13 protein-coding genes are annotated in these 14415 nt (G+C 52.9%); 5 read left to right on the top strand and 8 right to left on the bottom strand.

The window, feature by feature from the left end; all coding sequences use genetic code 11:
• Window positions 1-4 precede the first annotated feature (4 nt).
• Window positions 5-1060, top strand: coding sequence for a saccharopine dehydrogenase family protein (locus PY990_RS06555; RefSeq protein WP_168426939.1), 1056 nt, complete (start codon window positions 5-7; stop codon window positions 1058-1060).
• 73 nt (window positions 1061-1133) lie between these two features.
• Here PY990_RS06555 and PY990_RS06550 read toward each other — a convergent pair whose 3' ends face one another.
• A complete protein-coding gene (locus PY990_RS06550) occupies window positions 1134-1973 on the bottom strand; it encodes an outer membrane protein assembly factor BamE (RefSeq protein WP_275270937.1) in 840 nt (279 codons plus the stop codon).
• A gap of 261 nt (window positions 1974-2234) precedes the next feature.
• Between PY990_RS06550 and PY990_RS06545 the strand changes: the two genes are divergently transcribed.
• Entirely contained in the window at window positions 2235-3377 is a 1143-nt protein-coding gene (locus tag PY990_RS06545) for an NAD(P)/FAD-dependent oxidoreductase (protein WP_275270936.1), read from the top strand.
• A 38-nt stretch (window positions 3378-3415) separates the two neighbouring features.
• Window positions 3416-5077, top strand: a complete 1662-nt coding sequence (ettA, locus tag PY990_RS06540) for an energy-dependent translational throttle protein EttA (RefSeq protein ID WP_105028752.1) — start codon at window positions 3416-3418, stop codon at window positions 5075-5077.
• A gap of 54 nt (window positions 5078-5131) precedes the next feature.
• Here ettA and PY990_RS06535 read toward each other — a convergent pair whose 3' ends face one another.
• The 7 genes from PY990_RS06535 to PY990_RS06505 all read right to left on the bottom strand — a co-directional run bounded on the left by PY990_RS06535 (window position 5132) and on the right by PY990_RS06505 (window position 11814).
• Window positions 5132-5548, bottom strand: a complete 417-nt coding sequence (locus PY990_RS06535; protein ID WP_275270935.1) for a cytochrome c-type biogenesis protein — start codon at window positions 5546-5548, stop codon at window positions 5132-5134.
• Window positions 5545-6114: a DsbE family thiol:disulfide interchange protein gene (locus PY990_RS06530; RefSeq protein WP_275270934.1), complete on the bottom strand. Its 570-nt coding sequence runs from the start codon at window positions 6112-6114 to the stop codon at window positions 5545-5547. The genes PY990_RS06535 and PY990_RS06530 overlap by 4 nt, the downstream gene beginning before the upstream one ends.
• A complete protein-coding gene (locus tag PY990_RS06525) occupies window positions 6111-8102 on the bottom strand; it encodes a heme lyase CcmF/NrfE family subunit (RefSeq protein ID WP_275270933.1) in 1992 nt (663 codons plus the stop codon). The genes PY990_RS06530 and PY990_RS06525 overlap by 4 nt, the downstream gene beginning before the upstream one ends.
• The gene (gene ccmE, locus PY990_RS06520) at window positions 8099-8506 is read right to left on the bottom strand and encodes a cytochrome c maturation protein CcmE (protein ID WP_275270932.1); all 408 of its coding nucleotides are present in this window, start codon (window positions 8504-8506) and stop codon (window positions 8099-8101) included. Before ccmE ends, PY990_RS06525 begins: the two co-directional genes overlap by 4 nt.
• 184 nt (window positions 8507-8690) lie before the next feature.
• On the bottom strand, window positions 8691-9383 hold the full coding sequence (gene ccmC / locus PY990_RS06515; protein ID WP_105028736.1) for a heme ABC transporter permease CcmC: 693 nt from the start codon (window positions 9381-9383) through the stop codon (window positions 8691-8693).
• 2 nt (window positions 9384-9385) lie between these two features.
• Window positions 9386-10720: a heme exporter protein CcmB gene (locus tag PY990_RS06510; RefSeq protein WP_275270931.1), complete on the bottom strand. Its 1335-nt coding sequence runs from the start codon at window positions 10718-10720 to the stop codon at window positions 9386-9388.
• A gap of 2 nt (window positions 10721-10722) precedes the next feature.
• Window positions 10723-11814 (bottom strand): tetratricopeptide repeat protein, encoded by a 1092-nt coding sequence (locus PY990_RS06505; RefSeq protein WP_275270930.1) that lies wholly within the window; start codon window positions 11812-11814, stop codon window positions 10723-10725.
• Between the two features lie 282 nt (window positions 11815-12096).
• Between PY990_RS06505 and PY990_RS06500 the strand changes: the two genes are divergently transcribed.
• Together PY990_RS06500 and PY990_RS06495 are read left to right on the top strand one after the other, a co-directional pair.
• Window positions 12097-12912 carry a hypothetical protein gene (locus PY990_RS06500; RefSeq protein ID WP_275270929.1) on the top strand — a complete coding sequence of 272 codons (816 nt, stop codon included), beginning with the start codon at window positions 12097-12099 and terminating at the stop codon, window positions 12910-12912.
• 6 nt (window positions 12913-12918) lie between these two features.
• Window positions 12919-14385 carry a cytochrome c3 family protein gene (locus tag PY990_RS06495; protein ID WP_275270928.1) on the top strand — a complete coding sequence of 489 codons (1467 nt, stop codon included), beginning with the start codon at window positions 12919-12921 and terminating at the stop codon, window positions 14383-14385.
• The last annotated feature ends 30 nt before the right edge of the window (window positions 14386-14415 follow it).

Here is a 14415-nt window from a genome sequence, read left to right as displayed (position 1 = left end):
CGCAATGCCCTGGATGATTTACGGTGCCAATGGTTACACCGGTGAAATGATTGCACGTGAAGCGGCCAAACGCGGCATGCGCCCCATTCTGGCTGGCCGCAATGAAGCGGCAGTGACCGCCTTGGCCAACAAACTAAGCTTGCCAAGTCGTGTCTTCTCGTTGAGTGATGAAGCCGCAGTGCTTGAAGGCTTGAATGAAGTTGACCTGGTTTTGCATTGCGCAGGCCCTTTTTCAGAAACAGCCGAGCCGATGATGATGGCTTGCCTGCAAACCAAAACACACTACCTTGACATCACCGGTGAAATCTCGGTGTTCGAACTCGCCCAGTCGCTCAGCGGCAAGGCACGCAAACAAAAAATTGTGCTGTGTCCGGGTGTTGGCTTCGATGTGATTCCAACCGATTGCGTGGCTGCCCGCCTGCATGAGTTATTGCCTGATGCCACACACCTGGCCCTGGGTTTTGATTCCCGCAGTGGCTTGTCAGCAGGCACTGCGAAAACCACCGTCGAGGCCATGAAGCTGGGCGGCCGCATTCGTGAAGAAGGTGAAATCAAGGCAGTGGGCTTGGGCTACAGCACTCGCGAAATCAATTTTGGCAACGGCACCAAATTTGCGGTCACGATTCCCTGGGGCGACGTGTCCACTGCATTCCACAGCACCGGCATTCGCAATATTGAGGTGTACATTCCTTCCTCACCGAAATCGGTACGGATGATGCGTGCTGCAAACCTGGCCCGCCCTATTCTGGGCATGTCTCTGGTTCAGGGAATTCTGAAAAAACAGGCTGCGAAAGTAGAAGGTCCCAACGAAGAACAACGCGCCAAAATGCCTGCGTATGTGTGGGGCGAAGCCACGAATGCCGAAGGTAAAAAGGTGGTTGCCCGGGTAAAAACTGCCAATGGATATTCTTTGACCGTGATGGGATCGCTGGCAGTGGCCAGCTTCATCTTGATGGAAAAGAATGTTGCTGGCGGTGCCTACACACCATCGAAGCTGATGGGCAGCGATTTGGTCGAACGTTTGGATGGTTGCGGAAAAATCCAGATTTTCGAACAGTAACTTTTTCTTGCAGATTCAATAAATAAACCCCTTACTGCTTAATGCAGCAAGGGGTTTTTCTTTGGTTCAAAAATTACTTCTGAAATTCTTCGCGTTGAATTTTCCAAGCACCACTGGCTTTGGACAGAGTCAAAACTTTAATGCCTGAGTCGTTGTAGCGATTTGATGAATACTCTTGCTTGAACTTGACAGTGGCCAAGGCCTCGGACTGAACGTCAATTTGCACATCGGACACGCTGACAGAAATTGTTTCTTTATCAGACAAGCGTGCACGACGCTGGCTTTCCCAAGCAGCACGAGATTTCTTTCCATGCTCAAAAGTGCTGGCATAAAAACCGAGATACCCGTTTGCATCTTTAGACGACCAGGCGGCAGCCCAGTTGCTCAACATGTCGTTAATGGCAGCCGCATCGCCCACATCGGCGCCAACAGCCAAACTGGGTTCTGGGGCCATGACTTCGCCAGCGCTGGCCTCAGGCGCTGCAACAGCAGACGCATCAACTACCGGCGCCTCGGCAGGAGCTTCAGCCACAGGTGCGGGCGGTGGCGTCAATGGCGCCAAACGCACCACTTTTTGATCTTTGAAGTAAACCGCATAGGGCACAAACTCTTCGCTGGCTCCCTGGCCTTTTTTCAACACATAGTCCCAGCGATCGTCTTGATCTTTCGCGCTCAACATGGGCATGCCCAATCGGTTTTGGACCTGAAGCGGCGACATGCCCAGCTTGATGCGGGCCAGATCGATATTGGTGATGAAATCACGCGGACCCACATGCTCGAAATCAGAATCGAGGTACTCGGGAATGTCTTTGACGCCTGTGATTGATCCGCAAGCGGCCAAAACAGTCACTGACAAAGCCAAGGCCGCGGTTTTGATAAAACGAGAAGTGCCGATGCGATCAAATGTACTCAAAGTTGTCTCCCTTTGATGTGTATTGTGTAGAAGTCGTTTGATAATAAAGGAATGTAGCAAGCCTACCTGAGAATATGGCTTGAAAATCGAATGTCTACGCGCATCTTAACCAATGCCACTCTGTTTGGTAAACAGCCGTATACATTTGGATTCCGCTTACAATGCCAATACTCAACGTTTACGATAGCGATTCGTGATTAATAAGCTTCAATTATAGAAATTGACTATTGAAACTCACGTGCAACACACAGGATTAACACTATGAACACCACCATCATTGGCAGCGGCGTGGCCGCCTGGACCTTGGTTCGAGAACTTCGCAAAGCCGACCCCGAGGCGGAGATTCGGCTGATCACCGCAGACAGCGGTGACTTTTACTCCAAGCCCATGTTGAGCAATGCGCTGGCCAGTGGCAAAACAGCCGAGAGCCTGGTGATGACGCCTGCTGCAAAATTTGCCGAACAACAGAAAGTTGAACTGGTGCCCAACGCCACCGTGAGCGCGGTGGATGCCGAATCGCGCAGACTGACAAGCAGCGCAGGCGAGTTCAGCTACGACAACTTGGTATTGGCTCTGGGTGCCGACACCATCAAACTTCCGATTGAAGGCGATGGCGCAAGCGACGTAATCAGCGTGAATGACTTGAATGATTATGCAGAATTTCGAAAACTGCTGGATGGCAAGAAAGAAGTAGCCGTGTTGGGTGCGGGCTTGATCGGTTGCGAATTTGCCAACGATTTGCTGAAGGCGGATATTCACACCACGGTGTTTGACTTGGCAGACCGTCCCCTGGCCCGCCTACTGCCTGAACAAGCCAGTACCTTCATGCAAAACAAACTAGCCGAAAAAGGCGTGAGCTGGAAACTGGGTCGTACTGTAAACAGCATCGTGAAGAGCAGGGCTGGCTACACACTGACTGATTCCACCGGCGAAACAACCCAAGCCGATTTGGTGTTATCTGCCGTCGGTTTGAAGCCACGCACTGCACTGGCCGAAAATGCGGGCATTACAGTGGCGCGCGGCATCGTGGTGAACGGCCTTGGCCAAACCAGCAAGAACAACATTTACGCTTTGGGCGACTGCGCCGAATACCTGGGCAAGTTCGTGTTGCCGTACATTATGCCCGTGATGCAAGCCGCACGCGCCATGGCGCAAACCCTTGCAGGCAAGCCCACTGAAATCAAATTCCCTGCGATGCCAGTCAGCATTAAAACGCCCGATTGCCCTGCGGTGGTGAACCCACCCCTGCCCGAGCATGTTGGTGAATGGGAAATAACAGCCGATGACAACGGTGTGAAAGCCTTGTTCAAAAACAAAGACGGTGCACTGCTGGGCATGGCCTTGCTGGGTGAGGCCAGCAAAGAACGCCAAGCTTTAACCCCCCAACTGCCTGCGATGATTTAAAATTGCGGCAACGTTAAACCTATTGAATTGGAAACCGAATGGCCCAGTACGTCTACAGCATGAACCGCGTGGGGAAAATTGTTCCCCCCAAGCGCCAGATTTTGAAGAACATTTCGCTGAGCTTTTTCCCCGGCGCGAAAATTGGTGTGCTGGGCTTGAACGGCTCCGGCAAATCCACCCTGCTGAAAATTATGGCTGGTGTGGACAAAGACATTGAAGGCGAAGCAGTGCCCATGCCCAATTTGAATATTGGGTATTTGAGCCAGGAACCCGAACTGAACCCCGAACACACGGTGCGCCAGGCCGTTGAAGAAGGTTTGGGTGAACTGGGCATGGCCCAGCAAAAGCTGGAGGAAATTTACGCCGCCTACGCCGACCCTGAAGCAGACTTCGACAAACTGGCTGAAGAACAAGCCAAGTGGGAAGCAGTGATTGCCGCTGCGGGCAACGATGCCGAACACCTGATGGAAATTGCAGCCGATTCACTGCGCCTGCCCCCTTGGGAAGCCAGCGTGGCCACGCTTTCCGGTGGTGAGAAACGCCGTGTGGCCTTGTGCCGCCTGCTGATGAGCAAACCAGACATGTTGCTGCTGGACGAACCCACCAACCACTTGGATGCTGAATCGGTGCACTGGCTTGAGCAGTTCCTGCACAAGTTCCCAGGTACTGTGGTGGCCGTAACCCACGACCGCTACTTTTTGGACAATGCGGCCGAATGGATTTTGGAATTGGACCGTGGATCTGGCATTCCATGGAAAGGCAATTACAGTTCCTGGCTGGACCAAAAGCAAGATCGCTTAAAGCAAGAAGAAAGCAGCGAAAGCGCACGCCAGAAAGCCTTGAAAAAAGAACTGGAATGGGTTCGCCAAAACCCGAAAGGACGCCAGGCGAAATCGAAAGCGCGTATTGCACGCTTTGAAGAATTGTCTAGCCACGAATACCAGAAGCGCAACGAGACACAGGAAATTTTTATTCCCGTGGCCGAGCGCTTGGGCAATGAGGTGATCGAGTTTGAAAATGTGAGCAAAGCCTTCGGTGACCGCTTGCTGATCGACAACCTCAGCTTCAAGATTCCACCGGGTGCAATTGTGGGTGTAATCGGCCCCAACGGTGCGGGTAAATCAACCCTGTTCAAAATGATTGCGGGCAAAGAAGAGCCCACCAGTGGTTCAATCAAAGTTGGCTCAACTGTGCGCATGGCAGTGGTTGACCAGGCCCGCGATTCACTGCCCAACGACAAAACAGTGTTCGATGGCGTGGCCGATGGTGCCGACATTCTGACCGTGGGCAAGTTTGAAATGCCCTCACGCGCTTACCTGGGTCGCTTCAACTTCAAGGGTGGCGACCAGCAAAAGCTGATTGGCAATTTGTCAGGTGGTGAGCGTGGTCGCTTGCATTTGGCCAAAACCCTGATTTCCGGCGGCAACGTGTTGCTGCTGGACGAACCATCCAACGATCTGGACGTGGAAACACTGCGCTCGCTGGAAGACGCGCTGCTGGAATTTGCGGGCACTGTGCTGGTGACATCGCACGACCGCTGGTTCCTGGACCGTATTGCTACACACATTCTTTCCTGTGAAGGCGATTCGCAATGGGTGTTTTTTGATGGCAACTTCCAGGAATACGAAGCTGACAAAATCAAGCGGCTGGGTGAAGAAGGTGCGCGGCCGAAGCGAGTGCGTTACAAGCCTTTGAAGTGAGGGTTTTTGGATTGATGTAAAAAACCGAACTTTGGGTGAACCGGGTTCGGTTTTTTATTTCTTCGCTTCGCGCTTTCTTGCGTCGTCGTAGAGTTTTTCGGCCCAGTCACTGTCGCCAGCCATGGTAGGGGGCATTTCATTTTTGGGTATTTTGTAGCCCTTGCCAACCTTGCGCGCCAGCACCACGGCAATAAGCAACACCACAAAAGGCCCCAACCACAGCACCGCATTTTCCATGCTGTAAGCGGGCTTGTAGATCACAAACTCGCCATAGCGATCCTGCATGTAGCTTTTAATTTCCTCGTTGGTTTTGCCAGCACGAATTTGCTCGGCAATTTTGTCTTTCAAATCGACTGCCAAAGAGGCATGAGAATCAGCCAGCGACTGGTTCTGGCACACCAAGCAACGCAACTCGCTGGCCACTTCTTTGTACTGTTCTTTCTCTGCTGCATTCAGGTCATTCACATTCATCGGGAAGCCTCTATTGCGGGCAGTGCCATGCTGTCGAAATAATCAACGGGAATTGGCCCCACTTGTTTGTGAATAATGGTGTTGTTGGCGCTCATTAAAAAAGTTTCGGGCACGCCATACACACCCAACTCAATGCCGTACTGGCCTTGCTGGTCTATCAGGATCAAGTCATAAGGATTACCGTATTGCGCCAGCCAACGGCGGGTGTTGGCCAGGTCGTCTTTGTAGGCCAAACCCACCAACTTGATTTTCTTCTGTTTTGCCAAAGCAATGAAATGCGGGTGCTCCACCAAGCAAGCCTGGCACCACGATGCGAACACATTCAGTACCCAAGGCTGGCCTTTCAAGGCATCAATACTTTGCAGTGTTTGAATGTCGGCAATTTGCGCTGCACCGGCTTCAGGCCCGTTGAAGCTGAGCACGGGCAACACGACTGCAGGTGCAGGCTTACCAATCAAAGCCGAGGGTAATTTCTTGGGGTCAAGCCACAAACCGCGCAGCAAAAACACACCCAAAAACAACAAAACCAAAATTGGCAAATACAGGCGCAAGCGTTTCTTGATCATGCCGCCACCGCATTCTTTCTGGGCCGGTAACGGCGATCAAACACGGTAAGCAAACCACCCAGTGCCATCAAGGCACAACCCCACCAAATCAGGTTGATCAATGGCTTGTAATACAGGCGCACGCCCCACGCCCCGGAGTTTGAACTGCTTTGAACTGCATCGCCAAGGCCGATGTACACGTCGGAGAACCAATCACTGTGAATGGCTGCCTCAGTCATGATTTGCTCTGAACTTTGGTAGCGACGCTTCTCGGGTTCCAGCAAGTGGATCACCGTGCCATCACCACGCGTTAACTCGAACACGCCCAGAGCAGCCACATGGTTTTGCCTTTGCACAGAATCAACACCAATGAACGTAACTCGCCATGGGCCAATTTCAGAAATTTCTCCTGGCTTGAGCACGGCATCGGTTTCAGTCTCGAAGGTTTTTACCCAACTGACACCCACCACAAACACGGCCACACCCAAATGCGCAAGCACCATACCCCAATAAGAAAGGGACAAACGGCGAATTCGATACAGCAAACCACTTTCAGGAATGCTTGCCCCTGCTTTGCGCGTGGCCACCGCAGCATGAGCCAGCGTGGCCACCGCCATGAACACTGCACACACCACACCCACAGCCCACAACAGGCTGAAATAGCCGTTGAACAGCGCTGCTCCCAACAACACCAGCGCGGCAACAGCAAGCGCTACGGCCCCGGGCTTGATGTATTGCGCCAACGAGGTTTCGCGCCAGCGCGAATCGGGGCCCAAGGCCATGAGCAACACCGCGGGCAATAGAATGGGTGCAAACATGGCTTCAAAATAAGGCTGCCCCACTGACATTTTCCGCCCGCCGATCACCTCGACCACCAAGGGGTAAAGCGTACCCAACATGACGGCCACCAAGGCAGCGCTCATGAGCACATTGTTGGACAGCAACAGCGACTCACGACCAGTGGCCTTGAAATTGCCACCCTGCCCCACCTCACCTGTTTTAAGCGCATACAAAATGTAAGAAGCGCCCACCACAATAAACAACAAGGCGAGAATGAACACGCCACGTTCAGGGTCTGTTGCGAAAGCATGCACCGAGGTAAGCACACCCGAGCGAACCAGAAATGTACCCAGCAGGGACAAGGCAAAGGTGGTGAGCGCCAGAAGCAAGGTCCAGCTTTTCAGAGCACCGCGTTTTTCTGAAACAGCAAGTGAGTGAATAAGCGCGGTACCCGCCAGCCAAGGCATCAAAGATGCATTTTCGACCGGGTCCCAAAACCACCAACCACCCCAACCCAGTTCCCGGTAAGCCCACCAGCTTCCCAAGGCAATACCCATGGTCAGAAACGCCCACGCCACATTGGTCCAGGGGCGACTCCAGCGCGCCCAGGTCATGTCGAATCGGCCCTCCAGCAAACCAGCCACTGCGAAGGCAAAGGTTACTGCGAAGCCCACATAACCCATGTACAACAGGGGCGGATGAATGATCATGCCGATGTCTTGCAGCAGCGGGTTCAGGTCTCGCCCGTCGACGGGTGTGGGGTACAGGTATTCAAAGGGATTGCTGGCAATTAACAAATAAAGCAGAAAACCCACCAGCACCAATTGCAAGGTGGCCAGTACGCGCACTTTGAAACAAGCCGACACTTCAAATTTGGCCCAGGCCACGGCTTGGGTCCAACCCGCAAACATAAGCACCCACAGCAAAAACGAGCCTTCATGAGAGCCCCAACTTGCGGCCACCTTGTAAAAAACCGGCAGCGCCAGGTTGGAATTTTCAGCCACATTGCGAACTGAAAAGTCGCTGATCACAAAGGAACAGACCAAACCAAAAAAGGCAATACCGACGAGCCCAGAGACCAGCAGCACATTGCGTTGGATCGAGTTCAACAAAGGGACTGCCGGAGCATGGCTATACACCCCGCGCACTGCGGCGAAACCAGCGACTGCGCCAAACAAGGCCAACACGGTGGCCAAGGCCAAACTGAACTGGGATATCAACGCGATCACTGCTTAACTCCGGGCGGCATGTAGTCTTCATCGTGTTTGGCCAACACCTCAGAGGCTTTGAATGTGGTGCCGTCCCATTGGCCATCTGCGACAACGCCTGTGCCTTCCTTGAATAAATCCGGAACAATGCCATTGAACTCAACCGGCACTTTGTTGTTCAGGTCGCTAACCACGAAACGAACTTTTAATGAGTCGGCCTCGCGTTGAACGCTGCCCACCTCGACCATGCCACCCAGGCGATAGGTTTTTTCACCTGTGGGCACTTCGCCACCCAGTATTTGAGTGGGGGTGTAGAAAAAAACCAGGTTCTCGTTAAACACTTTAACCAAGGCAATACCAAAACCCAAAGCCACGACAACAATGGCTGCCAGCCAGGCCGCGCGATGCGCGCGCGCATTACTCATTGTTTGCTCCTTTCCCAAGCCCGACCATTCGATTGTCTCGCTTTTTTTGACGAACCAAATCGGTTTTGCTGGGCCCCGCCAGGCTGGCCAACACACCGTCCAATCCCAGGATCAAAAAGCTTAAACCCACGCAAGCCCAAATTGTTTGCCATGCATCAAGAATCATTGTTTTGCCTTCTGCCCTTTACAACCAACGCCTTTGTACCAACAAACGCCGCGCGCGGTTCAACACCGTGCTGGCACAAATCAACCAGAACCCCAACACGCTGAGCCACATGCCCATTGCAATGTCGGGGTGAATTCGGCTGCCACTCATCGACACGCTGTAACCCTGATGAAGCGTATTCCAGAAAACCACCGAGAGGTAAATCAAGGGAATATTCACTGCGCCAATCAACAGCCCAACAGCCAAAACACGATCGGCCTTGGCCGGGTTGGTGGTCAGTTGGCCCAAGGCAATGAGGCCCAAGTAGATAAACAACAGTAAAAGCTCCGAGGTCATTCTTGCATCCCACACCCAGTAGGTGCCCCAGGTGGGCTTGCCCCACAGCGCACCGGTAAGCAGGGCCAACACAGTCATCCATGCACCGGTGGGCAGCAGCGCACGCATCATGACTGCTGATACATCGCTGCGATACACCCAATTCAAACCCGCGTAGCCACAGGCCACCAAGTACAGGAACATCGACATCCAGGCGGCGGGCACATGCACATAAATGGCTCTATACACTTCGCCTTGCTGAACATCAACAGGTGCCAGAAACAAACCCGTGTACAAACCAAACCCCAGCAGCAGCATACCCGCTGCGAGTAGCCACACCCACAGCCAACTGGCCAGGGCATGAAACTTGGGGGGTGAAGCCAACTGTGCAAACATTGCTATTCCTGTATTAAACCAACAAGGCGCTTGGCCACGAATGGCCCCAGCAAACAACCCAACAGTCCCAAACTCGCCAGCACAGCAAGCGGCGCAATTGCACTGCGACCCAAGCCATTGGCCTGACTGGCCTCAAGCCCGAAAATTAGAACGGGGACCAACAGTGGCAAAGCCAACAAATAGACCAGTACCGCACCACCACGAGTCAGCATCACCAACAACACGATCAAGCCCAACAGCGGTGCAACAGCCCAAATACCCACGCTCAACGCCAAGGCCAAGTCAAAGGTTTGCGTGGTGTGCAGACCCAGTTGCAAAGCCACCAAGCCAGTAACAGGTACCAACACCAGTATTTGGCAAAACGCCAGAAAAACGACCCGTACCAACCAATACAAAGCAATGTTGTCAGGATTAAGGCCCGCCACAAAGCCAAGCCACCCAGTGCGGTGATCTTCCGCAAACCAGTCTTTGGCCCCCAACATCAAAGCAAGCAACAAACTGACCCACACGGCCACTTGTGCAAATTCGGTGCTTGGCTTTCCCAGTCCGATTCCGAAAAAACTCAGCACCATCCAGTGAAACAAAGCACCCCACAGCAGTGCTTGTGGATTGCCCAAAGTCACCGCCCAGTCGCGTTGAAGCAAGGCGGGAAAATTCACTTTTGCAGCATGCCCAGCCTCCCTTGCAAGGGAATCATCTACGCGGGAATCATCCAGGTGGGTATCCGCTACAAAACCGCCAAGCAACTTGCCCTGTTCCAGCCTGCCCTCTTTCACGGGTACACCAGCCAGGTGCTGCGTTAATACCGATGCGTCCACGTGGGTGGCCATAAACACAATGCCACCCTGATGAAAATGCGTGGCCACTGCCCCTGCCAATGTTGCAATACCTTCCTGATCCAACGCATTCAAGGGCTCATCGAGCAACCACACTTTGAATTGCCCCGCCAACAAGCTGCACAAACCCAAACGTGCACGCTGCCCGGATGAAAGGGTGCCAATGCGCTCGTATTGCCAGTTTGCAAGCCCTACCCGTTCAAGCAACGATTCAACGCTATGGGCATTGGTACGAAGATGACTCAATACAATTTGCAGGTGTGTGTGGACCAACAATTCATCACGCAGGCCAAACTCAGGTTTGAATAAAACGCACTGGCCCGGCAATGAATTGCTCATCAATCTCAACAGGGTTGATTTTCCAACACCATTTCCACCGCGAATTACATTGATTTCGCCCGGTTTTAATTCAAATCCGATTGGGCCTGACAACACCACACCAGCCGCTTCCAGAGACGGCGTTTTAACTCGCATGCAAGTGGCCGAGAGTGAAATATGCATCGTCAATTCGCCGGGGCTTCCGGCAAACTTAAATCAACACCCGAGGCGAGCCGATTGCGAGGAAGCGTTTGCCATGCTGACTCGATATCTCCTGCACCTGTTTGGGCCATGCCTTGAATCGACAAGCGCGCTTGAATGTGCACCGTGTCGGGCAAATTGCCAACACCACCTTCCTGAATAAAATCTCCGGGGCCTATTCGCACGGCCTGTTCACCCGCAGCCAGCTGAGATGCAGGCACACGAACCACCGCCAATGGCATGCCAGGGTCAGGCTGTGCCTTTAAAAAAACAAACAGTGCCGATGATTCCTTCAGGCTTTTTAATGCTGCTTCAGGAACAGTTACGTTAACTGTGGTGAGAATGTCCTCGGGTGCGGGATTCGATTGTTTCAAGCTCGCTTGCTGAACCTGGCTAAGCAGTTGCCAGTACACCTGCGCTTTGTCTTGATCACCCGCTTGCTCGGCAGCACTGGCTGCCAGTGCAAGGGCCTTTTCATGGCGAGGGTCGCTTTGTAGTGCAGCAGCGATGTAAGTTTCCGGTTCACCAGCCAGTTGGCGGCCCTGTGCCATGGCGGTCATGTCGGCCAAATCGGCGAGAATATCTGGATGCCCTGGCGTGAGCTCCAACGCTTTTTTCAAGGCATTGGCACTTTCAAGGTAATTGGACATGGAGGCGTGTGTGCGCGCCAGCAGCACCCAACCGCGCAAATCGTCTGGCTGCGCTGCAAGCCTTGCCTGCAAACCCGCCAGCCTGTCCTCCAAATTGGTACCGTCACCGGGATGCCCGGCTGAAGCGGCAACGGCTTGATCAACACTTGGTGCAAGCGCATCTACAGAATTCGCTTCAGGCCATTTCAATGCGCCGGGGTGCATCGCGCCAATCAAATAGGTGAACAGAACCGCGAAGCCCAGGCTGCCTGCAATCAGCCAAGGCATGGCCGCGGGCTTGGCCCAAATCACACGCCTTGGGGAAAGGCCAGCCGTGGCCATGTGTGGCTTGCTCTCGCTGGCCATGGTCAGCCAGTTGTCAATCAAAACCTGTTTGCTTGAGGCGTCAAGCGTGGGGTCGGTTTCAATTTCCTGGCGTCGGCTCAAAAAAGCACGCCACTCGGGGCTATCCTCCAAAGACCCTACCTCATTGGTGGTTTTTTGATCACTGGAGAAAAAAAATCCATTCCACGCAAAATATAGGCAAAATACTAGAAAAAACAGGAAGATAAAGCCTACAAAGGCCACACCAAGACTCAATTGTTAACCCCCAGACATGAAGTAGGGATACTAACATCACCAATGATCACGTAACATTAACGGCTATACAGAAATTAGCGTAAACCCTGAGCAGCATTACCTCTGACTATTCGCCTAGGCGCTGAACACATGATTCAGGACAACCTGTTCAACTACAAACGATTTGTTTTCCTGAAATGGGCCTTGCTGCTGACGCTCATTTCATCGTTTGCCTACCTTTTCGACCAACCCAGAATCAATGCCAATGGCGGAACCTGGTTGGGCTATACCTTGGGAACGATTGGTGCCCTACTCATTCTTTGGCTGATGTGGTTTGGTGTGCGCAAGCGCCAGTATGCCAACGAAGCAGGCAACTTGCGGGGTTGGGTATCTGCGCACATTTATTTGGGACTGGCCTTGTCGATAGTTGCCACATTGCACACAGGTTTCCAGATTGGCTGGAACGTGCATTCATTGGCCTATGTGCTAACGATGGCGACCATTGGCACCGGCGTGTGGGGGCTCAGCTTTTATTTGCGGTATCCCGCAGAAATGTCAAACGCACTGAATCGCCAAAGTCCTGAACAAATTGTGGAACAAATTCAAGCACTCGACCGCGAAGCACAAAAGCAGATTAAAAATGCAAGTGGCTTGATTGGGCGAGTCATCGCTGCCTCACACAAACAAAATATTTATCCCAATCGCAAAAGCCAGCGCAAGGGTGTAGTGAAAGACTGCGCCACCGAGAAAGCCGTAAACGACCTGCAACAGGAAATGACACGGGCTGACAGTCTCTCCGATATATACAGAAACCAGGTGCAGCGACTGCGCGCCTTGAAACAATTGCGCCGTTATTACCACTTGCGATATTGGCTTGAGCTGTGGCTATCCATCCATGTGCCTTTGTCGTTTGGTTTGCTGGCTGCGTTGATTGCGCATGTGTTGTCTGTTTTTATTTACTGGTAAGCGAACATGGCCGAACAAGAAAAAAGCCCGCTTCAACGTGAGCAACAGGCCTTGCAAAAGCCCCTGGGGCTGAAACGCCCACTTTCCTGGTTGCTTTTTGTACCCATTCTTTTCGCGTTTCTTGTGTTGCCTTTGCTGGCCATGCAGGTACCCGGGCTTTTTGGTGTTGAGCCCACGAGCCCGGATGAAAAACCACAAACAGTGCGTGCCGAAAAACTGCCGGTGAATGCACACCCCAGCCTTCAAAGTACCCTGGTTTCAAACACGCGCAATACGACAGCACTGGCCCTGGATTCAATCTGGAACCCGGGACCATTGGCCTCTGCCCACGCCAATCTTGAAGGCGATTGCCAGGCTTGCCACGCCGGCAACTTCTCGCGTGTCAAAGATGAAAGCTGCCTGGTATGCCACGGCAATATGGGCTTACATGTAACCGAGCAAACACTGCCCGACACGTCATTCGAAGAAGGCCGTTGCGCAAGCTGTCACCGCGATCACAAAGGGCGCGAAAGCCTCGCAGAACAGAACAAACATTTTGTAGGTGCCGACTGTGCGGCTTGCCACACCGACATTAAAACTGTGGCACCAAAAACTGAAACACTTGCGGTCAGCGACTTCGCCGGCGACAAACACCCGGCATTTCGAATTACAGTGGCCACCGGCCCTGAGCCCAGTGATTTACGGCGTATCCGCATGGCGGCCAACACACCGATTGTTGAAAAAACCAACCTGAAGTTTCCGCACGACGTTCACCTTGACCCAAAAGGCATCGACAGCCCAAGCAAGAAAGTGGTGATGGAATGTGCCAACTGCCACGAGCCAGCAGACACTGCAACCGGGTTTAAAACGCTCAACATGGAAAGCCACTGCCAGGAATGCCACAAGCTGAGTTTTGAGCCTGCCCTGCCCGATCGGCAAGTTCCTCACGGCCCTGTCGATGCGGTGCTCAGCACGGTCGAAGAGTTCTACAGTTATTTGGCTTTGCACCCCGAAGAACGCAACAAAGTGAATGCACAGCGTGCGGTGTTGCGCGCGCGCCCGGGTGAGAAAAATCCGAATCGCTCCAACTTGCGAAACTTGAGCGGAAACCCCCGTGCACAAGCAGCATTTGCAACAGTGGAGCTGTTTGAAAATACGGCCTGCTCCGTGTGCCACGAGGTAAAGGCGGTGGATGGTTTGGGTAACACCAAGACTTCCGGATCCAGAATGCCGCAGTACAAGATTGCAGAAATCAATCCTGCCCATCCGTGGATGCCCATGGCCAAGTTCGACCACAAAGCACACGCCTTTGAAAGTTGTGAAAGTTGCCACAAAGCAAGCAAATCAGAGGAAGCCAGCGATGTGCTGATGCCAGCCATTGAGGGATGCCAAACTTGCCACGCAGGCAGTAAACCCGTGTTAAACAAAGTTCAGTCCAACTGTGGCGTGTGCCACGAATACCATATACACAACAAAGAAGTGGCAGCGAAGTAATCGCCATTCGACGCAGTAACTTGAGTAGAC

It is taken from the genome of Limnobacter olei (genome assembly GCF_029087225.1).
GTDB classification, from domain to species: Bacteria; Pseudomonadota; Gammaproteobacteria; order Burkholderiales; family Burkholderiaceae_B; genus Limnobacter; species Limnobacter olei.
This window is presented reverse-complemented; position numbering and strand designations above follow the sequence as displayed.

Excerpts from the sequence above, each read along its gene's own strand:
- PY990_RS06555 (WP_168426939.1), top strand. The coding sequence starts at position 5 with ATGCCCTGGATGATTTACGGTGCCAATGGTTACACCGGTGAAATGATT.
- PY990_RS06545 (WP_275270936.1), top strand. The coding sequence starts at position 2,235 with ATGAACACCACCATCATTGGCAGCGGCGTGGCCGCCTGGACCTTGGTT.
- ettA (WP_105028752.1), top strand. The coding sequence starts at position 3,416 with ATGGCCCAGTACGTCTACAGCATGAACCGCGTGGGGAAAATTGTTCCC.
- PY990_RS06535 (WP_275270935.1), bottom strand. The coding sequence starts at position 5,548 with ATGAATGTGAATGACCTGAATGCAGCAGAGAAAGAACAGTACAAAGAA.
- PY990_RS06530 (WP_275270934.1), bottom strand. The coding sequence starts at position 6,114 with ATGATCAAGAAACGCTTGCGCCTGTATTTGCCAATTTTGGTTTTGTTG.
- ccmE (WP_275270932.1), bottom strand. The coding sequence starts at position 8,506 with ATGAGTAATGCGCGCGCGCATCGCGCGGCCTGGCTGGCAGCCATTGTT.
- ccmC (WP_105028736.1), bottom strand. The coding sequence starts at position 9,383 with ATGTTTGCACAGTTGGCTTCACCCCCCAAGTTTCATGCCCTGGCCAGT.
- PY990_RS06510 (WP_275270931.1), bottom strand. The coding sequence starts at position 10,720 with ATGCATATTTCACTCTCGGCCACTTGCATGCGAGTTAAAACGCCGTCT.
- PY990_RS06500 (WP_275270929.1), top strand. The coding sequence starts at position 12,097 with ATGATTCAGGACAACCTGTTCAACTACAAACGATTTGTTTTCCTGAAA.
- PY990_RS06495 (WP_275270928.1), top strand. The coding sequence starts at position 12,919 with ATGGCCGAACAAGAAAAAAGCCCGCTTCAACGTGAGCAACAGGCCTTG.